General features: G+C 68.3%; 18 protein-coding genes. 16 read left to right on the top strand and 2 right to left on the bottom strand.

Annotation, left to right across the window (positions count from 1 at the left end; genetic code table 11):
* Positions 1 to 60: 60 nt before the first annotated feature.
* From ABD104_RS02995 to ABD104_RS03040, 10 genes are all read left to right on the top strand, one after another.
* Complete coding sequence (locus ABD104_RS02995; protein WP_087839618.1) at positions 61 to 1,173, top strand: efflux RND transporter periplasmic adaptor subunit; 1,113 nt, start codon at positions 61 to 63, stop codon at positions 1,171 to 1,173.
* A 9-nt stretch (positions 1,174 to 1,182) separates the two neighbouring features.
* Positions 1,183 to 4,302: an efflux RND transporter permease subunit gene (locus ABD104_RS03000; RefSeq protein ID WP_087839617.1), complete on the top strand. Its 3,120-nt coding sequence runs from the start codon at positions 1,183 to 1,185 to the stop codon at positions 4,300 to 4,302.
* Positions 4,295 to 5,515 carry a TolC family protein gene (locus ABD104_RS03005; protein WP_087839616.1) on the top strand — a complete coding sequence of 407 codons (1,221 nt, stop codon included), beginning with the start codon at positions 4,295 to 4,297 and terminating at the stop codon, positions 5,513 to 5,515. The genes ABD104_RS03000 and ABD104_RS03005 overlap by 8 nt, the downstream gene beginning before the upstream one ends.
* A gap of 104 nt (positions 5,516 to 5,619) precedes the next feature.
* Entirely contained in the window at positions 5,620 to 6,789 is a 1,170-nt protein-coding gene (locus tag ABD104_RS03010) for an ABC transporter substrate-binding protein (protein ID WP_343927103.1), read from the top strand.
* 113 nt (positions 6,790 to 6,902) lie between these two features.
* Positions 6,903 to 8,468, top strand: a complete 1,566-nt coding sequence (locus tag ABD104_RS03015; protein ID WP_343927104.1) for an acyl-CoA carboxylase subunit beta — start codon at positions 6,903 to 6,905, stop codon at positions 8,466 to 8,468.
* Positions 8,465 to 9,235, top strand: coding sequence for a GntR family transcriptional regulator (locus ABD104_RS03020; RefSeq protein ID WP_343927105.1), 771 nt, complete (start codon positions 8,465 to 8,467; stop codon positions 9,233 to 9,235). The genes ABD104_RS03015 and ABD104_RS03020 overlap by 4 nt, the downstream gene beginning before the upstream one ends.
* Positions 9,236 to 9,260: 25 nt before the next feature.
* Positions 9,261 to 10,283, top strand: coding sequence for a tripartite tricarboxylate transporter substrate binding protein (locus tag ABD104_RS03025; RefSeq protein ID WP_165963077.1), 1,023 nt, complete (start codon positions 9,261 to 9,263; stop codon positions 10,281 to 10,283).
* Positions 10,280 to 11,518, top strand: a complete 1,239-nt coding sequence (locus tag ABD104_RS03030; RefSeq protein ID WP_343927106.1) for a CaiB/BaiF CoA transferase family protein — start codon at positions 10,280 to 10,282, stop codon at positions 11,516 to 11,518. Before ABD104_RS03025 ends, ABD104_RS03030 begins: the two co-directional genes overlap by 4 nt.
* 12 nt (positions 11,519 to 11,530) lie before the next feature.
* Positions 11,531 to 12,904 carry an acetyl-CoA carboxylase biotin carboxylase subunit gene (locus ABD104_RS03035; protein ID WP_343927107.1) on the top strand — a complete coding sequence of 458 codons (1,374 nt, stop codon included), beginning with the start codon at positions 11,531 to 11,533 and terminating at the stop codon, positions 12,902 to 12,904.
* A 30-nt stretch (positions 12,905 to 12,934) separates the two neighbouring features.
* Positions 12,935 to 13,156, top strand: a complete 222-nt coding sequence (locus tag ABD104_RS03040) for an acyl-CoA carboxylase biotin carboxyl carrier protein subunit (protein WP_087783379.1) — start codon at positions 12,935 to 12,937, stop codon at positions 13,154 to 13,156.
* On the opposite strand, the gene ABD104_RS03045 is transcribed toward ABD104_RS03040, so the two are convergent.
* Both ABD104_RS03045 and ABD104_RS03050 read right to left on the bottom strand, forming a co-directional pair.
* The gene (locus tag ABD104_RS03045) at positions 13,143 to 13,742 is read right to left on the bottom strand and encodes a DUF2239 family protein (RefSeq protein ID WP_343927108.1); all 600 of its coding nucleotides are present in this window, start codon (positions 13,740 to 13,742) and stop codon (positions 13,143 to 13,145) included. The genes ABD104_RS03040 and ABD104_RS03045 overlap by 14 nt on opposite strands.
* A gap of 108 nt (positions 13,743 to 13,850) precedes the next feature.
* Positions 13,851 to 14,639 (bottom strand): HpcH/HpaI aldolase family protein, encoded by a 789-nt coding sequence (locus ABD104_RS03050; protein ID WP_343927109.1) that lies wholly within the window; start codon positions 14,637 to 14,639, stop codon positions 13,851 to 13,853.
* Positions 14,640 to 14,770: 131 nt separating this feature from the next.
* Here ABD104_RS03050 and ABD104_RS03055 point away from each other — a divergent pair, with 131 nt between their 5' ends.
* The 6 genes from ABD104_RS03055 to ABD104_RS03080 all read left to right on the top strand — a co-directional run bounded on the left by ABD104_RS03055 (position 14,771) and on the right by ABD104_RS03080 (position 20,706).
* Positions 14,771 to 16,078, top strand: coding sequence for an aromatic ring-hydroxylating oxygenase subunit alpha (locus ABD104_RS03055; RefSeq protein ID WP_343927110.1), 1,308 nt, complete (start codon positions 14,771 to 14,773; stop codon positions 16,076 to 16,078).
* 26 nt (positions 16,079 to 16,104) lie between these two features.
* A complete protein-coding gene (locus tag ABD104_RS03060; protein WP_343927111.1) occupies positions 16,105 to 16,587 on the top strand; it encodes an aromatic-ring-hydroxylating dioxygenase subunit beta in 483 nt (160 codons plus the stop codon).
* A gap of 19 nt (positions 16,588 to 16,606) precedes the next feature.
* On the top strand, positions 16,607 to 17,446 hold the full coding sequence (locus ABD104_RS03065) for a fumarylacetoacetate hydrolase family protein (protein ID WP_087783384.1): 840 nt from the start codon (positions 16,607 to 16,609) through the stop codon (positions 17,444 to 17,446).
* A gap of 33 nt (positions 17,447 to 17,479) precedes the next feature.
* Complete coding sequence (locus ABD104_RS03070) at positions 17,480 to 18,901, top strand: MmgE/PrpD family protein (protein WP_343927112.1); 1,422 nt, start codon at positions 17,480 to 17,482, stop codon at positions 18,899 to 18,901.
* A gap of 82 nt (positions 18,902 to 18,983) precedes the next feature.
* Complete coding sequence (locus tag ABD104_RS03075; protein ID WP_087839603.1) at positions 18,984 to 19,958, top strand: Bug family tripartite tricarboxylate transporter substrate binding protein; 975 nt, start codon at positions 18,984 to 18,986, stop codon at positions 19,956 to 19,958.
* A gap of 4 nt (positions 19,959 to 19,962) precedes the next feature.
* On the top strand, positions 19,963 to 20,706 hold the full coding sequence (locus ABD104_RS03080) for an SDR family NAD(P)-dependent oxidoreductase (protein ID WP_343927113.1): 744 nt from the start codon (positions 19,963 to 19,965) through the stop codon (positions 20,704 to 20,706).
* The last annotated feature ends 7 nt before the right edge of the window (positions 20,707 to 20,713 follow it).

Genomic DNA, 20,713 nt, shown 5'->3' on the forward strand with positions numbered 1-20,713 from the left:
CCTCGCGCCGTGGGACGCGTCGACGACCGATCCGAGCCGTAAAATCGTCAAAGGTCGCTCATGCCGCGTTTTGCCCATTTTGTCGTCGTCACCTGTCTGCTTGCCCTGGCGGCCTGCTCGGACAAGCAAGAGGCTCCTCCGGCTCCCACCGAAAACGCCGCGCCGCTCGCGCCCGGGCAGGTCCGCGTCAAGCCGGCCTCGCTCAAGTACATGGAAATCCAGGAAATGGGGACCCAGGGCGCGGTGCACGTGGTGTGGGCGCCGGCCCGGGTGGCTTTCCGCGAGGAACAGGTGGCCGAGGTGGTGGCGCCGGCATCCGGCCGCATCCTCCAGGTCCAGGCCCAGGTGGGCGACGTGGTCAAGGCCGGAACGCCGCTGGCGACGCTGTCCAGCCCCGACGCCTCGCGCGTGCGGGCCGACTACGCCAATGCCCAGGTCGAACTGCGGGTGGCCCAGGCCGAGGCCAAGCGCCAGCGCCTGATGATGGAGAAGGGCATCGGCATCGAGGCCGAACTGGTCGTGGCCGAGGCCAAGCTGCAGGAGGCCCAGCACAACGCCGACGTGGCGTCGCGGGCCGCCAGCTTCCTGGGCGGCGGCGGCAGCGACACGCTGCTGCTGCGCGCGCCGCGCGCCGGCGTGGTCATCAACCGCAACACCACGCCCGGCGCGTCGGTGGGACCCGATTCCGGATCGCTGTTCACCGTGGGCGATCCGACCGCGCTGTGGATCAACGCCGACGTCTTCGAAAGCGACCTCAGCACGATCGCCCAGGGGGCGCCGGTGCAGATCGTGGTGGCCTCGCTGGACCGGCCCCTGACGGGCAAGGTGCTGCGCGTGGGCTCGGCCCTGAACGCCCAGACCCGCCGCGGGCAGGTGTTCATCACGCTGGACGACTCCAATCCCAACCTGCGCGCGGGCATGCTGGCCCGGGCCGGCATCCAGAGCCGCGCCGCCGAGGGGTTGTCGGTGCCCGTCACCTCGGTGCTGATCAAGGACGGCCAGCGCTCCATCGTATTCGTCCAGGTCTCGGACAACGTGTTCGAGGCGCGTACCGTGTCGCTGGGCCAACCGTCCAACGGCTACATCCCCGTATTGTCGGGCATCGAGCCGGGCGACAAGGTGGTCACCAAGGGCGGCTTGCTGCTCGACGGCGCCGCCAACCAACTGCTGTAAGGATCCGCCATGCGTTCACTCATTGCGCTGGTGGTCCATCGCCGCCTGGTGGCGCTGACCGCGACGCTGATCGTCGCCATCTACGGCGTCTACGCCTTCCTGAACACCGCCATCGAGGCCTATCCCGACGTCACCAACGTCCAGGTGGGCGTCATCTCGCTCGCCCCCGGCCTGGCGCCGGAAGAGGTCGAGCGGCAGGTGACGTTTCCCCTCGAGCGGGCGCTGAACGGCACGCCCGGGCTGGTGTCGCTGCGGTCCGAGAGCTATTTCGGCCTGTCGATGATCACCATGGTCTTCGACGACAAGACCAAGAGCTTCGACGCGCGGGTGCAGGTCACCCAGCGGCTGCCGTCGGCCGACCTGCCCGACGGCGTGACGCCGGAGATGGCGCCCGACAACACGCCGCTGGGCAAGATCTTCTATTACCGGCTCAACAGCGACCGCCACACGCTGGCCCAGCTGCGCTCCGAGCAGGAATGGACCGTGGCCCGGGTCCTCAAGCAGATCCAGGGCGTGGCCGATGTGGTCAGCATGGGCGGCTTCGTCAAGGAGTTCCACATCGAGGTGGATCCGGCCAAGCTGATGGCGCACAACCTGACGCTGGACCAGGTGGTCGAGGCCGTCTCGAAGTCCAACCAGAACGTGGGCGGCGGGCTGCTGCGCCGCGGCGAGCAATCGCTGATCATCCGCGGCATCGGCCTCTTGCGCACGCCGCGCGACATCGAGACCATCGTGCTGGACGTGCACAACAACACCCCCGTGCGCGTCAAGGACGTGGCCCGCGTGGTGCAGTCCTACACGCCGCGCCAGGGCTCGGTGGGGATGAACGACGAGGACGACATCGTCGAAGGCATCGTGCTGCTCAAGCGCGACGAGAATCCCAGCAAGGTGCTGGACCAGGTCCACGCCAAGGTGGACGACATCAACGCGCACATGCTGCCCACGGGCATGCGCATCGAGCCGAGCTATGACCGCTCGCACCTGGTCGGCCATACGCTGCATACCGTCTATCACAACCTGCTGTTCGGCGCGACGCTGATCGTGGGCGTGCTGTGGCTGTTCCTGCGCAGCCTGCGCGGTTCGCTGATCGTCGCGGTGGTCATCCCGCTGTCGCTGCTGGTGGCGTTCGTCGGCCTGCATTTCCTGGGCATGCCGGCCAACCTCATCTCCATGGGCGCCATCGACTTCGGCATCATCGTCGACGGCGCGGTGGTGCTGACCGAGGCCATCATCCACAAGGCCAGGCTGCGAAAACCCGCCTCGCGCCGCGACATGTTCGAGTTGATCATCGAGGCCGCCATGTCGGTGGCCAAGCCGACGCTGTTCGCGATGGCCATCGTGATCGCGGCCCTGATCCCCGTGTTTTCGCTGGAAAGCATCGAAGGCCGCATCTTCCGCCCGCTGGCCATGACCTACACTTTCGCGCTGGTCGGCGCGCTGGTGTTCGCGCTGACGCTGGTGCCCGCGCTGTGCGCGCTGCTGCTGCGTCCCAAGGACGTGGTGGCGCCCGAGCCGGCGGTGTTCCTGCGCATGCACCATGCCTATTCGGGATGGATCGCGCGCGTGCTGGAAAGCCGCCGCAACCGGCGCAACGTGTTCGCCGTGGCCGTCGTGGCGCTGTTGCTGGCGCTGTACGCGGGTTCGCAACTGGGGACCGAGTTCCTGCCCGAACTGGACGAGGGCGACGCCTACGTGCTGGTGCAGATGCCGCCGTCGATCTCGCTGGAGAAGGGGCAGGAGCTGCTGCGCACCATACGCATGCGGCTCAAGGAGGTGCCCGAGGCGATCTCCGTCACCAGCGAGCAGGGGCGGCCGGAAGACGGCACCGACAACGAGACCATCAACGTCGCCAAGGTGCTGGTGCGCCTGAAGGAACGCGCCCAGTGGCGCAAGGGCCTGACCAAGGACGAACTGGTGGCCCAGATGCGCCAGTCCCTGGCGGACATCCCTGGCGTGCAGTTCAACTTCGCCCAGCCCATCCGCGACAGCGTCGAGGAATCGACCTCGGGCGCGCGCGGCCACGTGGTGCTGAAGGTGTTCGGCAGCGAGATCGAGACCATGCGCGGCATCCTGCAGCAGACCAAGGAGGCCGTCAGCCACATCGATGGCGTGGTCGACCTGGACCTGTACCGCGACGCACCGGCCCCGCAGCTGCACATCGAGTTCAACCGCGACGCGCTGGCGCGCTACGGCATTTCCATGGAAGTGGCCGACACCGCCGTCGAGACCGCGCTGGCGGGCAAGGTGGTCACCACCGCCTGGGAAGGCGAGCGCAGCGTGCCCGTGCGGGTGCGCCTGCCCTACGTGGACCGGATGGACGAGGCACGCATACGCGAGATCCAGGTCTCGGCGCCCGACGGCACCTACGTGCCGCTGCACGCCCTGGCCAGCATCAGCTTCAAGGTGGGCAACTCCTCGATCTTCCGCGAGGGCAACGCCCGCTACATGGCGCTGAAGTTCAACGTCCAGGGGCGCGACATGGGCTCGGTCGTGAAAGAGGCCATCGCCGCCTTCAAGAAGGACGTGAAGATGCCCGAGGGCTACATCGCCCAGTGGGGCGGCCAGTGGGAGAACCAGCAGCGCGCCTCGGCCCGCCTGAAGATCGTCGTGCCGCTGTCGCTGCTGGTGGTGTTCGTCCTGCTCTTCAGCGCGCTGGGCAGCGCGCGCAGCGCGTCCATCATCCTGCTGACCGCGCCGTTCGCCATGATAGGCGGCATCGTCGCGCTGCACCTGACCGGCATCGACCTGTCCATCAGCGCGGCGATCGGCTTCATCGCCCTCTTGGGGCAGGTGGCGCTGGCCGGCCTGCTGGTCCTGAGCGCGGTCGAGAACCTGCGGCGCGAGGGCGTGGCGCTGGTTCCCGCGCTGATCGAGGGGGCCGCCGAGCGCATGCGCTCCATCCTGATGGTGGCGCTGCTGGGCCTGATCGGCCTGTTGCCCATGGCCTTGTCCACCGGCGTGGGCAGCGAGACCCAGCGTCCGTTCGCTTCCGTGGTGGTGGGAGGCATGGCGGTGCTGCCGCTGGTGGCGCTGTTCGTGCTGCCCGTGCTGTATGCCTGGCTGGGACCCAGGCGCATGCTGACCGCCGAGGAGCGCGACGCGGCATCTATGGACAACGAAAATGCGTAAGTATCTAGGTATCCTGCTGGTCGCGCTGTGCCTGCCGGCGGCGCGCGCGGCCGATCTGCCCCCGGCGCTGGGCACCGAAGTGTCGCTGCCCCAGCTGCTGGAACTGGTCAAGACCTCCAGCCCCGCGCTGCAGGCCGAGCGCACGCAGGTGGCGATGGCCGAGGCCGACCTGATGACGGCCCAGACCTTCTCCAACCCCAGCGTGGCCTATACCCACAAGCGGGGCGAGAAGGAAACCACCATCTCGCAGGACATTCCGATCTTCGGCCAGCGCGGCGCCCGCATCGAGAGCGCCAAGAGCGGCGTCGAGGCGGCCCGGGCACAACTGCGGCTGGTCTATGCCCAGGCCCTGCAGGATGCGGCCCGGGACTTCATGTCGCTGCTGGTATCGCAGGAGCGCGAGAAGCGCTGGCTGGACGCCAAGGACGACCTGGAAGGCGCCTTCCGCATCGTGCAAGGCCAGGTCCAGGCGGGGGCGCGCAGCCGCTACGATCTGACCCGGCTCGAGGTGGAGCGCGCCTCGCTGGATGCGCAACTGGCCCAGGCCCAGGCCGAGACGCTGCAGGCGTCCGCCCGGGTGGCGGCCAGTGTCGGCGCGCCGGCGTGGCGGCCGCGCGCGGCCGGTTCCATCGTCTCGCACTGGAATGCCCTGAGTTTCGACGCCATCTGGCCGCAGGCGCAGAACCGCCTGCCCGCGGTGCGCGCGGCGCTGGCCCAGCAAGCCTTCGCCGAGAAGCAGCTGGAGGCCGAGCGGCGCCAGGCCTATCCCACGCCCACTTTCATGGTCGGCCGGCTGAACAACAACGAGGGCCGCAGCACCGAGTACGGCGTGTCGGTGGCCATTCCGCTGTTCGACCGCAACCAGGGGCCCATCGCGCGCGCGGCCGCCGAGGCCGACGGCATGCGCCTGCGCAGCCGGGCCATCGTCGTGGCCGCGGAAAGCGAACTGCGCCGCGCCACCGAGCAGCTCAACCGTCGCCAGCAGCTGGCCGACCGCTTCGAGAAGGAAGGCCTGTCCATGATCCCGCGCCTGCGGCAGATGGCGCAGGATTCCTACACGCTGGGCCGGGGCAGCATCCTCGACCTGGTCGATGCGATCCAGGCCGTGGCCGAAAAAAAGAACACCTACCTGGACTTGCTCGAGGCGGTGATGCAGGCCGAGGTGGATGTGCGCATCGCCTCGGGGGAACTGGGGGCCGACCTGCTCGAATGACCCGGAAGCGGCCGCCCGCCGGCCCCCCGGCGGCGTAAACTAGCGGACATGGCCGGCCCCATCGCGGGGGTTTTTTCCGGCCGGTTCTCATTCCGGGGGTTCAAATGAAATCATGGGCATTGCGCGGCTTCCTGCTGGCCGGGCTGGCGCTGGCAACGGCCGCGAAAGCGGACATCACGGTCGGCATCGATCTCGCCACCACCGGCCCGGCGGCGGCGATCGGCATTCCCTCCAAGAACGTGGTCATGATGTGGCCGCCCACGCTGGGCGGCCAGAAGGCCAGCTACATCATCCTGGACGACGCGTCCGATCCCACCAATACCGTCACCAATGTGCGCAAGCTCACGTCCGAGCAGCACATCGACGTCCTGGTCGGCCCCAACACCACGCCGGCCGCGCTGGCGGTGCTGGACGTGATCGCCGAAAGCAGGACGCCCATGGTGGCCCTGGCGGCCAATGCCTCCATCATCGAGCCCCATGCCGACGCCAAGCGCAAATGGGCCTTCAAGATGCCCCAGAACGATTCGCTCATGGCCAGCGCCATCGTCGGACACATGGCCCGCGCCGGGGTGAAGACGGTCGGCTTCATCGGCTTCAACGATTCCTATGGCGAGAGCTGGTGGAACGAGTTTTCGCCGCTGGCGCAGAAGGCCGGCATCAAGGTCGTCGCCAACGAGCGCTACAACCGTACCGATACCTCGGTGACCGGACAGGTGCTCAAGCTGATGGTGGCCAAGCCCGACGCCATCCTGGTGGCCGCCTCGTCCACCCCGGCGCTGCTGCCGCAGAAGACGCTGGTGGACCGCGGCTACCGGGGCAAGCTCTACCAGACCCACGGCATCGCCACGCCCGAGTTCCTGCGCCTGGGCGGCAAGGCGGTGGAAGGCACGCTGTTCCCGACCGGCCCCGGCGTGGTGGCGCACGGCCTGCCGGCCTCGCACCCGGTCAAGAAGGTGGCCACCGAGTTCGTCGACCGCTATGAGGCCAAGTTCGGCGCCGGTTCGGTCACCCAGTTCGCAGGCGACGCCTGGGGAGCCTGGATGCTGCTGGACGATGCGGTGGGACGCGCGCTGAAGAAGGGCGCCAAGCCCGGCACGCCGGAGTTCCGCGCCGCGCTGCGCGACGCGATCGAATCGACCACCAACCTGACCGTACCCAACGGAGTATTGAACATCTCGGCCAGCGACCACCAGGGGTTCGACGAACGCTCGCGCGTCATGGGCATCGTGCGCGACGGCAAGTTCGCCTACGAGGGCGAAGGCAAGAGCAGGTAAGCACGGCACGGGGCGCCCCAGGGGGCGCCCTTTTTGTTGTGCAATAAAATTGTCGACAATAATAAAGCAGGCAATTATAGTGGGGCAGACATTCATCGGTCCGAGGAGACGGCATGAGCTGGCGGGCGGAAGCGGACGAGATCCGGCGCAGGCGGGAACTGGCGCGGGCATGCGGCGGCGAAACATCGGTGGCGCGCCAGCACGCGGCCGGCAAGCTGACGGTGCGCGAACGCATCGACAAGCTGCTGGACGCCGGGTCGTTCCAGGAGGTCGGGCAACTGGCCGGCCGGGCCGTCTATACGGAGGGCAAGCTGACCGGTTTCGAGCCCGCGCCCTATGTGATGGGACTGGGCTGCATCTCCGACCGGCCCGTGGCGGTGGGGGGCGAGGACTACACCATTCGCGCCGGCACCGGCTTCGGCAGCGACCGCCGCAAGGGCGGGCAGGGCGGCTTCGTCGAGGACCTGGCCTTCCACTATCGCATTCCGCTGGTCAACCTGATCGACGGCACCGGCGGCACCGTCAACACGGTCAAGCGCAAGGGCTACTCGGTCACGCCAGGCTACGGCCAGGACGGCTTCGAGCGTTCGGTGTCGCTGATGGGCATGGTGCCCGTGGTGAGCGCGGTCATGGGAACGGTGGCGGGCGGCCCGGCGGGGCGCGCCATGCTGGCCCACTGGACCGTCATGGTGCGCGACAGCAGCCAGATCTTCGCCGCCGGCCCGCCGGTGGTCGAGCGCGCCTTCGGCGTCAAGCTGCACAAGAACGACCTGGGCGGCGCCAAGATCGCCGCCGACACCGCCGGCACGATCGACAACGTGGCGCCGGACGAGGAAACCTGCCTGGCGCAGATCCGGCGCTTCCTGTCGTACATGCCGCAGAACGCCTGGGAGCTGCCGCCCGTGCTCATGTCGGGCGACCCCGTGGACCGCTGCGAGGACGCGCTGGTGGACATCGTGCCCCGGTCCGAGCGGCAGGCCTACAACATGAAGAAGCTGGTGGGCATGGTCGTTGACCGCGGGTCGGAGTTCGAGATCCAGCCGGGCTTCGGCCGGGCCGTCATCACGATGCTGGCGCGCATGAACGGCAAGGTCGTGGGGGTGGTGGCGAACAACCCCATGTTCGGCGGCATCGTCGACGTGAAGGCGGCGCGCAAGCAGACGCATTTCATCGATCTGTGCGATGCCTTCAACATTCCGCTGATCTTCTTCGTCGACGTGCCCGGTCTCCTGATCGGGGTCGAGTCCGAATCCGAGGCCATCATGCGCTTCGGCATCCAGCAGCGCTACGTGCTGGCGCAGGCCACGGTGCCGATCTACACGGTGCTGGTGCGCAAGTGCTTCGGGGTCGCGGGCGGCAGCGTGATCGACCGCTCGGGGCTGAACTTCAAGATCGCCTGGCCGTCCGCCAGCTGGGGTTCGCTGCCCATCGAAGGGGGCGTCAAGGCGGCCTACCGCGCGGACATCCAGGGCGCCGCCGACCCGGCCGCGCGCGAAGCCGAGATCGAGGCCGAGCTGCGGGCGCTGTCCTCGCCATTCCGCACCGCCGAGGCCTTCGCGGTGGAGGACCTGATCGACCCCCGCGAGACGCGGCCCTACCTGTGCCAGTTCATCGATGCGGCGCAGGGCCGGCTGCGGACCACGCTGGGCCCCAAGCTGCGCGCGGGAGTGCGCCCGTGACACCGGCACGGCCCGCGCCGCCCGACACCAGCCGCGCCGCGGCGTTCCTGCAGGCCTTCGAAGAGGACCGCGGCACGCCCATCGCGTTCTGGTGGGTGTTCGCCGGGCCGTCCAATACGCTGACGCTGCCCGAGCAGATCGCGGCCAGCGTCGGCGACCGCATCATCTCGCATGCCATCGCACCGGGCGAATGGATACGCGAACAGGAGATCGGCCAGCAGTTCGGCGTCAGCCGCAGTCCGGTGCGCGAGGCCATGCGCCTGCTGGAGCGCGAGGGCGTGGTGCGCATACACGCCAGGCGGGGCGCCCGCGCGACCTTCCTGGCGCAGAAGGAAATCCAGGACCTGTTCGAGGTGCGCGCCAGCCTGGTGCGCCTGGTCGGGCGCCGTGCCGCCGAGCACCGCCCCGAGCGGCTGCTCGAACTGCTGGAGATCGGTTTCTGCACCCTGGGCGAGACGGCCGACGACCCGGCCACCGCGCGCAGTTACGGCGAGACCGCGGCGCAGATGACCCTGCTGTGCGCGGCGCTGTGCGGCAACGACCGCCTGTTCCCGCTGATCGCCTCGCTGTCCATGCAGATGCTGCGCTACACCAGCCTGGGGCTGCGGTCGTGTGAGCGGCGCCGCCGTTCCCTCGTCCTGTGGCGCAGCGCCATCGATGCCATCCGGCGCGGCGATGCCGACGCCGCCGAACAGTTTTTCGCCAGTCGCCTGGAAGAGAACTGGCGGGAGATCCGCCGTTTGTTGGAGACCGAAGTGCCAGCGTAGAACACATTCCCGTCAGGAGGGAAGCATGGAGACTATCTATCAAGGCCGCCGCCGCGCGATCGCCGCGCTGGGGACGGGCATGGGAGGATTGCTGCTGGGCGCGGCCGCACGGCCGGCGTGGGGTGCGTGGCGGCCCGACCAGAACGTGGAGTTCGTCGTGCCGGCCGGGCCGGGCGGCGCGCTGGACCAGACCGGCCGCGCGATGAAGCAGTTCTACGACGAGAGCCACGTGCCGGGCGGCAAGACCTTCCTGGTCACCAACAAGCCGGGAGCGAACGGCAAGATCGCCTTCGAGGTACTGTTGCAGAAACGGGCCGATCCGCACTACCTGTCGATCAATTCCCACGGCTACATCTCGAGCTACCTGACGGGCAACCTCGACATCCTGCCGCATCGGGACCTGACCCCCATCGCCGTGATCCAGGACGAGTTCGTGGTGGCGGCGGTGCGCACGGAGTCGCCCATACAGTCCGCCGCCGACCTGGCCGAGCGGCTGCGCAGGGATCCCGCCAGCCAGCGCATAGGCGTGGCCACCAGCATCGGCAACCACATCCACATCGGCACCGCCAAGGCCCTGGGCGCGGCAGGCGTGGACGTGCGCAAGCTCGTGGTGGCGCCGTTCAAGTCCTCGGCCGAGTCCATGGTCGCGCTGGTCGGCGGCCACCTGGACGTGGTGGCCGCGACCACGCCCAACGTGATCGCGCTGAAGAAGGCCGGCAAGATCCGCGTGCTCGCGGTCAGTGCCGGCCAGCGGCTGGGCGGCCAGTTCGCCGACGTGCCGACCTGGAAGGAGCAGGGCATCGATTCGACCTTCAGCTCGGCCATGGGCATCGTCGCCGCCAAGGGCATCTCCGAGGACCAGATCCAGTTCTGGGAAGACATGTGCCGGCGCATGAGCCAGTCGCCGATGTGGGAGCAACTGGCCGAGACCAACCAGAGCCGGCCCAATTTCATGGGACACCGCGACGCGGCGCGGTTCTACGAAGAGGAGTACCAGAGCATGCGCGAGATCGTCGCCAAGCTGGGATTGCTGGGGGCGGGCAAATGAGCAATGCCAGGCTGACCGGGCATCCCGGCCCGCTGAGCGGCTACAAGGCGATCGAGATCTGCTCCACGGTGGCCGGCCCCGCGTGCGGGCGCATCCTGGCGGATTTCGGCGCGGACGTCATCAAGATCGAACCGCCCAGCGGCGATCCGCTGCGCAACATGGGCAAGCACGTGGGCGACGTGTCGCTGTACGCCGCCACGGCACTGCGCAACAAGCGCGCGATGGTCATCGACCTGAAGACCGCGGAAGGCCGGGACCTGGTACGCCGGCTGGCGGCCAAGACCGACGTGCTGGTCGAGAACTACCGGCCCGGCGTGATGGAGCGGCTGGGCCTGGGCTACGAGGACCTGTCGCGCGACAACCCGGGCCTGGTCATGGTGCGCATCAGCGGCTATGGCCAGACCGGTCCCTACCGGATGCGGCCCGGCTACGGCGCGATCTGCGAGGCCATGGCCGGCGTGCGCCACCTGACCGGCGATCCCGACCGGCCGCCGGCGCGCGTGGCGGTGGCCACGACCGACTATCTGTCGGCGGTCTATGCCGCGTTCGGCACGGTGTCGGCGCTGTTGAACCGGACCCGCACGGGCAAGGGGCAGGTGGTGGACGTGGCCCTGTACGAGACGGCCTTCACGCAGATGGAAGTCTACGTGCCCGCCTTCAAGACCCTGAATCTGATCCCCAAGCGGGTGGGGCCCAACCTGCCCAACATGGCGCCCAACAGCCTGTATCCCACCCGCGACGGCGGCTATGTACTGATCGCGGCCAACAGCAATCCCACCTTCGAGCGGCTGATCGCGGTCATGGGCCGGCCGGAACTGATGGAGGACCCGCGCATGAGCTCGATCCGCGCGCGCGGATCGAACATCCCCTATTGCAACAGCGTCGTCAGCGAATGGACGCTGCAGCACGACGGCAGCGAGATCGAGCGCATGCTGCTCGAGGCGGAAGTGCCCGTGTCGAGGGTCTACACGATGGCCGACATCTTCGAGGATCCGCAGTTCGCCGCGCGCGGCATGCTGCCGGAAATCCCGCACCCCGAGCTGGGCTCGCTGCATCATCCCGGCATCGTGCCCAGGCTGAGCGACACCCCCGGGCGGATCATGCACACCGGGCCGGACCTGGGCCAGGATACGCGGCAGGTGCTGGCCGATGAACTGCAACTGTCGCCCGACGAGATCGACGCGCTGGTCGAGCGCGGCATCGTGGCCTGCGGCGAACCCAAGGAGCCGGCATGAGGAGCGAGCGCCATGTTCCATAAGGTGCTGGTGGCCAATCGCGGCGCGGTCGCGGCCCGCGTGCTGCGCGCGCTCAAGCAGCTCGGCATCCGTACCGTTGCCGTGTATTCCGAGGCGGACCGCGATCTGCCTTACCTGGCGTGGGCCGACGAGACCCGAGCGATCGGTCCGGCCGATGCGCGCGCCAGCTACCTGAACCAGGATGCGCTGCTCGCGGTGCTGGCCGAGACGGGGGCCGACGGCCTGCATCCCGGCTATGGATTCCTGTCCGAGAATGCCGGCTTCGCGCGCCGCGTGGCGGCCCAGGGGGCGACCTTCATCGGGCCCGGCGCGGACTGGATCGAGGCCATGGGCCACAAGACCCGGGCCCGCGACCTGATGGCCGCGCGCGGCATGCCGCTGGGGTCCAGTTCCGGGCTGCTGGACGATGATGCCGAAGCGACCCTCGCGGCCGCGCGGCGCATCGGCTATCCGGTATTGGTCAAGCCCGCCGGCGGCGGGGGCGGCATAGGGATGCTGGCCGCGCACGACGACGCGCAACTGCTGGCCGCCGTCGCGCAGGCGCGTTCGCTGTCCCAGCGCAGCTTCGGCTGCGCAGACCTCTACCTGGAGCGGCTGGTCGAGCGGCCTAGGCACATCGAGTTCCAGGTGCTGGCCGACCGGCACGGCAACGTGCGGCATTTGTACGAACGGGAATGCTCGGTCCAGCGGCGCCACCAGAAGGTCGTGGAAGAAGCGTCGGCGCCCGGCCTGCCGCGCGCCGCGCTGGCCGCCGCGGCCGATCGCCTCACCCGCATCCTGGCCGACATGCGCTATGACGTGATCGGCACGGTCGAGACCCTGTACGACGGCGAGGGCGGCTTCAATTTCCTGGAGATGAACACGCGGCTGCAGGTGGAGCACGCGGTCACCGAGGAGGTCACCGGCATCGATCTCGTGCAGGCCCAGGTGCGGCTGGCCTTCGGCGAGCGGCTGGATGCGGTGCTGCCGCCCTCGATCGGCCTGAACGGCCACGCGATCGAGGCGCGCATCTATGCCGAGGACCCGCTGCGCTTCCTGCCTTCGCCAGGACCGCTGGCCAGGCTGGAATGGCCGTCCGGTGCCGGCATACGGGTGGAGACCGGCTACGCCCAGGGCTGCCGCGTCACGCCGTACTACGACCCCATGATCGCCAAGCTCATCGTGCATGCGGAGGATCGCCCGCGCGCGCTCGCCGCGTTGGAAGAGGCCCTGCGCGCCACGGTGGTCGAAGGGGTCAAGACCAATATTCCGTTCGTGCTCGCGCTGCTGCGCAACGAACGGTTCGTCAACGCGGATATCGACACCGGCCTGGCGGCCGAGGTCGTGCGGGACATGAAGGCGGCTGCCGCGGCGAACGCCGCGTGAGCCCGCGGAACATCGACAGGGGAGGGCGCCATGGCGCGTATCGAAGTGCAATCCGAGATCACCGGCACCGTATGGAAGGTGGAGACTTCCGTGGGGGCGAACGTGGATGCGGAAGCGGCGCTGCTGATCGTCGAATCCATGAAGATGGAGATCCCCGTCCCGGCGCCTGTCGCCGGGACGGTGCTGGAGCTGCGCGTGGGCGAGGGCGACCCGGTCGAGGAAGGCCAGGTCGTGGCCGTCATCGAGGGGTAGCGTCCGCCGCCAGGCGCAGCGCGTAGTCGCGCACGTCCGCCGGCCAGTCGCGCAGCAACGCCGCGAAGCGCTCGCCGTCGCCCGCGAAGAGGGCGCGGGCGGCTTCCTCGAAGCCGGGCAGGTCGCCCGCCATGGCGGACATGAAATGGTAGGCCGCTTCACGCGCGCGCCGCTGCTCGTCCTGGCCCGCGTGGGCGCGGCGTGCCTCCTCCACCAGCTTGCGCAGCGCCACCGAGGCGCCGCCGGGCTGGGCATTCAACCATTCCCAGTGGCGGGGCAGCAAGGTGACCTCGCGCGCGACCACGCCCAGTTTGGGGCGTCCCTTGCCGCGGGGTGCCGCGGGCTCGCCGGCGGCGCTGGCTTCGTCGGGGGCGGCCGACGGCGGCGGGCCCAGGCGCGCCAGCATCTCGCGTTCCGAGCCGCGTGTGTCGATGTCGAAGGCTTTCCCGGTCGCGTCGTCGAAGATCAGAATCGGCGCGTGGTCCGGCGCTCGCGCGGCACGCCGCACGGCCAGCGCGACGTCGCGCAAGGGGCCGCTCGCGAGCAGGCGGTGGCCGCCGAAGGCGGTGCAGGTAAGGGCAGGCATGGCATTCACCACAAGAAAGAATGTGGCGATAATTTACCCGGGTAAAAATGAAATTGCAATATCACCCGGGTAAATTTATTGGCATGTCGACGATCCGCAACGATCGCTTCAGGTATAGCCCGATGCCGCGGGATTGGCCGCGTCGCCGCGCGCCCGCGCCAGTTCCTGCCGCGTGCCGGCCTGGAGCAGCGCGCTGTCCTTGGCGATGGTGACGAAGCCGAATCCCTGGTCGGCATACCGGCGTCCCGAGGCGCCTCCCGAGCACTGGATGCCGGCCACGCGGCCATGGCGGCGGCAGGCCTCGAGAATGGCCGCCACCGCGTCGGCGTGTTCCTTTTCCGGCTTGTCCAGGTCAGGCTCCAGTCCCAGGCCCAGCGCCAGGTCGGCGGGACCGACATAGATGCCGTCCAGGCCCGGCGTGGCGACGATCGCCTCCAGGTTGTCGAGCCCCCGGCGGCTTTCGATCATTACGAAGCACATGGGCTCGTCGCCCAGCGTGGCCGTATCGCGCGCCTGCCGCACCAGGGCCGAGCGGATGGGGCCGTAGGAACGGATGCCGGCGGGCGGATAGCGGCAGGCCGCGACGGCCGCGGCCGCCTGCGCAGGCGTCTCGCACATCGGCACGATCACGGCTTGCGCGCCGGCGTCCAGCGCCTTGGCGATCATCCAGTCCGTCGCGGCCGGCACGCGCGTCACGGGAATGCCGCCGGCGCGTTCGATGGCGGTGAACATGGGCGTGACCTCGGCATAGTCGATCAGGCCGTGCTGCTGGTCCACGCAGACGTAGTCCAGTCCTCCCGCGGCCAGGAGTTCCGCGCCGAACGCGCAAGGTAGGGCACACCATCCGCCGAACACGGTTCGCTTCTCGGCGATCGCTAGGCGCAGGACTTTCGACATGACTGCCTCCCGTTGGGGGTTTTCACGCATGGGCGTGGATTCGTACGAAAAGTGATTGACAAAGATTCTGGCTGCCAACAGACTAAAAGTGTATCCACTTTTTCACGACAGAGATAGTGTCAAAGGCAAGCATGAGCAGGACACCAGAGATCGATGTTGGGGACTACGTCCGCGAGATACCCGGGCAGCAATTCCTCGTTCGCACCGAGGCGTACACGGACGAGGACGTCTTCGAGCTGGAGATGAAGCACATCTTCGAGCGGACCTGGATCTACGTCGGACACGAGACCGAGTTTCCGTCGGCCGGCAGTTTCAAGACGGCATACGTCGGCCGCCAGCCCATCGTCGTGATCCGCGACAAGGAAGGAAAGATCGGCGCCTTCTTCAACCGCTGCGTGCATCGCGGCGCGACGCTGCTGCGCGAGCACCAGGGGACCGTGCAGGAAATGCGGTGCCCGTACCACGGCTGGATCTTCGACCTCGCGGGCAGGACGCGGCTGGTGTCCGAACGAGGGGACCCGGGCGGCTATGGCGCCAACTTCATCGAACCGGAAGGCCTGCTGCGCGTGCCGCGGCTGGAAAGCTATCGCGGCCTCTTGTTCGTGTCGCTCGATGCGGACATCCAGCCGCTGGCTTCCTACCTGGGCGAACTCAAGACCGTCATCGACGCCAAGCTCGACCTCTCGCCCGTGGGCCGCATCGCGATCGCCTCCAAGCCCTATGTCTGCCGATACCGGGGCAACTGGAAGCTGCAGACCGAGAACATCGTCGATGCCTATCACTTCATGCACACCCACGGCGCCTTCGTGAAGCTGCAGGCAAAGTACGGCGACAGTACCGGCGATTTCGGCGTGCACAAGGGACGCAGTTCGCGCGAGATGCGGGAGCAGCGCTTTCGCGGCGAGACCTGGTCCTGCCGGCAAGGGCATGGCTTCGCGCGTGTGCCGGCGGCCGATCCCGGCTATCTGCTGGACGGCGAGTTCGGACGCATGTATCGCGAGCTGCTGGATAGGCATGGCGAAGCGGCCTTCGCGGGCATCACCTCCAAGGCGACCTCCACCGTATTCCCCAGCATGGGCATGATCCACCAGCAGATCCGGGTCTGGCGCCCGATCTCGGTCGACGAGACCGAGGTGCTGATCTACCCGTACGAGATCGAAGGCGCGCCCGATGCATTCAACGCCGGCATGCTGCGCAGCCAGGAGCGGTTCTATGGGCCGTCGGGGTTCGGCATGACCGACGATACCGAGATATTCGCGCGCGTGACGCAGGGCCTGCGCGCCAGCAGCGTGGAATGGCTGGTGTTCGACCGCGGCATGGACAGCGATGAGCGGACCGAGAGCGGCGACTACCGGGGCCTGCCGTCCAGCGAAGCGCCGCAGCGCGCTCTCTGGCGGGCCTGGAAAAAAATGATGCAGCAGGCATCGAAGCACGCTTGAGGCGGGAACCGAGCATGGAAAGCGCAATGTTGCAAGACATCACCCAGTTCATTTATCGCGAAGCCCGATTGCTGGACGACAGGCGGTTCGACGACTGGCTCGGCCTGTTCGACGACGACGGCCTCTACATCGTGCCGCTGGTGGACCAGGCGCGGCCCGGCCGGCAGGCCGCCATCGTGAACGACGACAGGATGGCCCGCGAAGAGCGCGTGTATCACCTGGTCAATCACTGGTTTCCGGCGCAGCAGCCGCCGTCGCGCACGCTGCACTTCGTCTCGAACGTCGTGGCCGACGAACGCGGCGGTCTCTGGTCCGTATCGAGCAGCCAGTTGATCCACGAGATCCGCGGCGGCGACTGGACCCAGGTCGGCCTGGGCGAGAAGAACGCCATCGTGGCCCGCGTCGACTATCTGCTGCGCCGGGCCGACGGCGGATTCCGGATCCACGAGAAACGCGTCCACCTGCTCGACCGCGCCGGGTGGCAAGGCAATCTCGCCTTCATTTATTGATGATCAGGGAGCACAGCACATGAAGCTGGTCAGGTACGGCGCCGAAGGATGCGAGCGGCCGGGCATGCTGGACGGGCAGGGCGGGCTGAGGGACTTGTCCGGGCTGCTGCGGGACATCGATCCGCAGGCCATGGCGCGCGGCCTCCAGGACAGCCTGGGCGCGGTCGATGCCGAGAGGCTGCCGCGGATCGATGGAACGCCCCGCCTGGGACCGCCGCTGGCGAGGCCGGGGAAGATCATCGCCATCGGCCTGAACTACGTCGACCATGCCAAGGAATCCGGCATGGCGATTCCGGCCGAACCCGTGGTGTTCATGAAGGCGCCGTCGACCTTGTCGGGACCGTATGACGACGTACCGAAGCCGGCGAAGGCCGAGAAGATGGACTGGGAGGTCGAGCTGGGCATCGTCATCGGCAAGTCCTGCCGCGACGTGTCCGAGCGTGATGCGGCCGGCAACATCTTCGGCTACGTGCTGGCGAACGACCTGTCCGACCGGGCCTTCCAGCTCGATCGCGGCGGCCAGTGGGACAAGGGCAAGAGCTTCGACCGCTTCTGTCCCGTCGGTCCCTATCTCGTGACCCGGGACGAGATCGCCGACGTGCATGCGCTCGACATCTGGCTCTCGGTGGACGGCGAGCGCGTGCAGCAGAGCAACACCCGCCAGATGATTTTCAACTGCCCGGCCATCGTCAGCTACCTGAGCCAGTGCATGACGCTGGAGCCCGGCGACCTGGTTATCACCGGCACGCCCGCGGGCGTCGGCCTGGGCATGAAGCCTCCGCGCTACCTGCGGGGCGGCGAGCTGATCGAACTGGGCATCGCCGGCCTGGGCACGCAGAAGTACCGCATCACCCGCTGATCCCCCGTCAACCGTTTTCCACAGGAATCCCGCATGCACGCCGTCTCTCCCAACGATGCATTTCTTGATCGCCTGGCCGCGTTCTGCATCCGTTCCCGCCGCTTCGAGATCGATGCCGCCTGTCGCGAGGCTGTCAGGAAGATCGTGCTGGACTCGTTCGGCGTGGTGCTGGGTGCGCTGGACCATCGCGCCGCCCGGTGCGCGCGCAAGTTTGCCGCCTGCTTTCCGGTGCCCGCGGGCGGGGCCCGGCTGTGGGGAACCGGCGAGCGCGTCGGCATCGAGCATGCGGCCCTGCTCAACAGTCCGCCGCTGCGCGCCTACGACTTCAACGATTTCTATCTCGGCCGCCTGGGCGGCGCCCATCCCAGCGACATCCTGACGGGCGTGATCGCGGTGGCCGAGTCGGCCGGCGCGGGCGGCCGGGAGGTGACGCGGGCCTTGTGCCTGGGCTACGAGACGATCGTCGCCATGAGCGACTACATCGATCCCGACCGCGCAGGCTGGGACTACCCGTGCCTGACCGCGCTGGGCGCCACGGCCGCGGTCGGCGACATGCTGGAGCTCGATCATGCGCAGTTCCGGCAGGCGTTCTCGATCACCGTGAATGCGAACTATCCGTCGCTGGAAGCGGAGTCTTCCGAGTTCGACGCGCATGGCGAGCTGACCATGTGGAAACGCTTCAACGGCGGCGACGGGGTCCGGCACTCGATCTACGCCTGCCACCTGGCCAAGTGCGGTGTGGAGGGCGTGGTTCGCCCCTTCGAAGGGAAGTTCGGCTATCTCGCCAAGCTGCAGGTTACCCCCGACGAGGCGGAACAGGCCATGCGGCGCATCGAAGGCATCGAGCGCTTCGAAGGCATCACCCGCGGCAGCTTCAAGCGCTGGCCGGTCGGATCGCGCGCGCAGAGCGCCATCCAGTCGGCCCTGCGCGCGCGTGCCGCATGGCAGGAAGCCGGCCGGTCGTCCGGCACGATCGCCAAGGTGACCGTGCATGCCGACCCCGGGGTATATCGCCACCTGTACGAGATCCGCGTCGATCCGTTCGCGCCCCGCACGCGCGAGGCCGCCGACCATTCCCTGCCCTACATCGTCGCGGCCGCGCTGGTGCAGGGCGGCATCGGCCCCGCCAGCTTCGAGGCGCCGCTGCGCGAATCGCCCGAGCTGCGCCGGCTGCTGGATGGCCGCGTCCGGGTGGTGCAGGCCGAGCAGGCTTCGCCGTCCAACCTGTTGTCGGAAGTGGTGATCGAGGACGAGGCCGGCAATCGCTGGAGCGGCGGCCGGGAGGCCGCGCCCGGGTCGGCCGGCGTGCCGATCTCGTTCGACACCCTGGTCGAGAAGTTCAAGGAAAACCTGGGCGCAGGCCGGGCCGCGCAGGCCGAGGCATTGATCTCGGCCGTGGCGAATCTCGATGCTTGCGTCGACGTACGGAAACTGGTGAACGAGACGGTGGCCTGAAAGCCATCGCCTCTGGATGCCGCGCAGGCAGCGTGCTTGGCGGTGGATGTGCCGTGTAGAGCTTCTATGAGAGGGCCTTGCCATGCTTACCCGTTCAGTCTGGAAATTCCTGCTTGTCCTGTGCTGTGCCGCGAGTTCGTCCCTGGCGCTGGCCGACGACTTCCCCAACAAGGCCGTGCGCTTCATCGTGCCCTTCTCGCAAGGTACCGGACCTGACCGCCTGGCCCGCCTGGTCGGGGAAGAGCTGGCGAAGGTCTGGAAGGTCCCGGTGGTGGTGGAGAACCGGCTCGGGGCGTCGGGCCACGTCGGCGCCCAGGTCCTGGCCCAGTCGCAGCCCGACGGCTATACCGTCGGCGTCATGGGCAGCAACATCTCGGTCACCGCGCACCTGATGAAGTCCGATACCTTCGTGCCCATGCGCGACCTGCAGCCGCTGATCATCGCGGGCTATGGCGACATGACGCTAGTGGTCTCGGGCAAGTCGCGCTTCAACACGCTGACGGAGTTCCTGGACTACGCCAAGGCCAATCGCGGCAAGGTGGCGTTCGCCAGCGCCGGCATAGGCTCGCCTTCGCACATCTTCATCGCCCAGTTGCAGCAGAAGACGGGCACCGAATTCCTGCACGTGCCGTACAAGGGCACGGCCCCGGCCGTGACCGATCTGATCGGCGGCCAGGTCGAGGCGTTCTTCATCGCCACTCATACCGTCAAGCCCTATCTCGCCTCGGGCCAGTTGAAGGCGCTGGGCGTGGGGGCCGAGCAGCGCAACTCCCATGCGCCCGACATTCCTTCCTTCGCCGAACTGGGCGTGAAGGATTTCTCGACCGAAGCGTGGTACGGCTTCATGCTGCCGACCGGCGTGCCCGCGCCGGTTGCCGAGAAGCTGTACCGCGACATCCATGCGATCGTCAGCAACGAACCCGTCCGCGGCCAGCTCGACAAGTTCGGGCTGACGATGCGGCCGTCCACGACCGCCGAGATGCGCGAGTTCGTCGGCAAGGAATTCCGGCGCTACGGCGAAGTCATCGCGCAATACAACATCAAGGCGGAGGAGTAGGGCGATGCGGACAGGGGCGCAGCAGTTTCCCGCGGTGATCGACGTCACTGGCATGTCGGTGCTCGTGGTGGGAGCGGAGGGCGGCGTCGGGCCCGCCGTGGTCGACGGCTTCGATGCCCATGGGGCCAGGGTCCATGCAGGATACCTGTCGCCCGGCGGCATCGCGGACATGTCCGGCGAACGCGTGCCGGCGCATGCGGAGCCGGCCGCGATCGGCGATTTCCTGGATCGGGTGGAAGCCGCCAATGGGCCGCTCGATGCCCTGGTCTTCGTCTCGCCGCCGGTATCGGTGGGCAAGGCGCTGGACATCGATCCGGCGCTGTATGCCCAGGTCGCGCGTGACGAACTGGTGCTGCCCGTGCTGTTGCTGCGCGATGCCGCGGCCCGGATGGCGCAGCGCGGCTTCGGGCGCCTGCTGTCGTTCTGCTCGATGTCGGGCAAGACCGGCGCCCACCCGGGGGTCAGCCCCTATGCCGCGGCCAAGGGCGGCCTGATCGCGTTCACCCGCTCGCTGGCGGCGGAACTGGCGCCGCAGGGCGTCACGGTCAACGCCATCGCCACGGCGCTGTTCGACGTCCAGGTGACCAAGACGGGGGAGGACCTGGAGCACGTGCTCAAGGGCATTCCGGTCGGACGCGTGGGACGCTCGCAGGAGGCCGCCGCGGCCGCCCTGTTCCTTGCCTCGCGCCTGTCCGGCTACATCACGGGGGAAACGCTGAACATGTCCGGCGGGCGCTTCATGGATTGAACCTCGC

Origin of the sequence: Pigmentiphaga daeguensis (assembly GCF_039523035.1) — a bacterium.
Classification (GTDB): Bacteria; Pseudomonadota; Gammaproteobacteria; order Burkholderiales; family Burkholderiaceae_B; genus Pigmentiphaga; species Pigmentiphaga daeguensis.

Excerpts from the sequence above, each read along its gene's own strand:
- ABD104_RS02995 (WP_087839618.1), top strand. The coding sequence starts at position 61 with ATGCCGCGTTTTGCCCATTTTGTCGTCGTCACCTGTCTGCTTGCCCTG.
- ABD104_RS03000 (WP_087839617.1), top strand. The coding sequence starts at position 1,183 with ATGCGTTCACTCATTGCGCTGGTGGTCCATCGCCGCCTGGTGGCGCTG.
- ABD104_RS03005 (WP_087839616.1), top strand. The coding sequence starts at position 4,295 with ATGCGTAAGTATCTAGGTATCCTGCTGGTCGCGCTGTGCCTGCCGGCG.
- ABD104_RS03010 (WP_343927103.1), top strand. The coding sequence starts at position 5,620 with ATGAAATCATGGGCATTGCGCGGCTTCCTGCTGGCCGGGCTGGCGCTG.
- ABD104_RS03015 (WP_343927104.1), top strand. The coding sequence starts at position 6,903 with ATGAGCTGGCGGGCGGAAGCGGACGAGATCCGGCGCAGGCGGGAACTG.
- ABD104_RS03025 (WP_165963077.1), top strand. The coding sequence starts at position 9,261 with ATGGAGACTATCTATCAAGGCCGCCGCCGCGCGATCGCCGCGCTGGGG.
- ABD104_RS03030 (WP_343927106.1), top strand. The coding sequence starts at position 10,280 with ATGAGCAATGCCAGGCTGACCGGGCATCCCGGCCCGCTGAGCGGCTAC.
- ABD104_RS03035 (WP_343927107.1), top strand. The coding sequence starts at position 11,531 with ATGTTCCATAAGGTGCTGGTGGCCAATCGCGGCGCGGTCGCGGCCCGC.
- ABD104_RS03040 (WP_087783379.1), top strand. The coding sequence starts at position 12,935 with ATGGCGCGTATCGAAGTGCAATCCGAGATCACCGGCACCGTATGGAAG.
- ABD104_RS03045 (WP_343927108.1), bottom strand. The coding sequence starts at position 13,742 with ATGCCTGCCCTTACCTGCACCGCCTTCGGCGGCCACCGCCTGCTCGCG.
- ABD104_RS03050 (WP_343927109.1), bottom strand. The coding sequence starts at position 14,639 with ATGTCGAAAGTCCTGCGCCTAGCGATCGCCGAGAAGCGAACCGTGTTC.
- ABD104_RS03055 (WP_343927110.1), top strand. The coding sequence starts at position 14,771 with ATGAGCAGGACACCAGAGATCGATGTTGGGGACTACGTCCGCGAGATA.
- ABD104_RS03060 (WP_343927111.1), top strand. The coding sequence starts at position 16,105 with ATGTTGCAAGACATCACCCAGTTCATTTATCGCGAAGCCCGATTGCTG.
- ABD104_RS03065 (WP_087783384.1), top strand. The coding sequence starts at position 16,607 with ATGAAGCTGGTCAGGTACGGCGCCGAAGGATGCGAGCGGCCGGGCATG.
- ABD104_RS03070 (WP_343927112.1), top strand. The coding sequence starts at position 17,480 with ATGCACGCCGTCTCTCCCAACGATGCATTTCTTGATCGCCTGGCCGCG.
- ABD104_RS03075 (WP_087839603.1), top strand. The coding sequence starts at position 18,984 with ATGCTTACCCGTTCAGTCTGGAAATTCCTGCTTGTCCTGTGCTGTGCC.
- ABD104_RS03080 (WP_343927113.1), top strand. The coding sequence starts at position 19,963 with ATGCGGACAGGGGCGCAGCAGTTTCCCGCGGTGATCGACGTCACTGGC.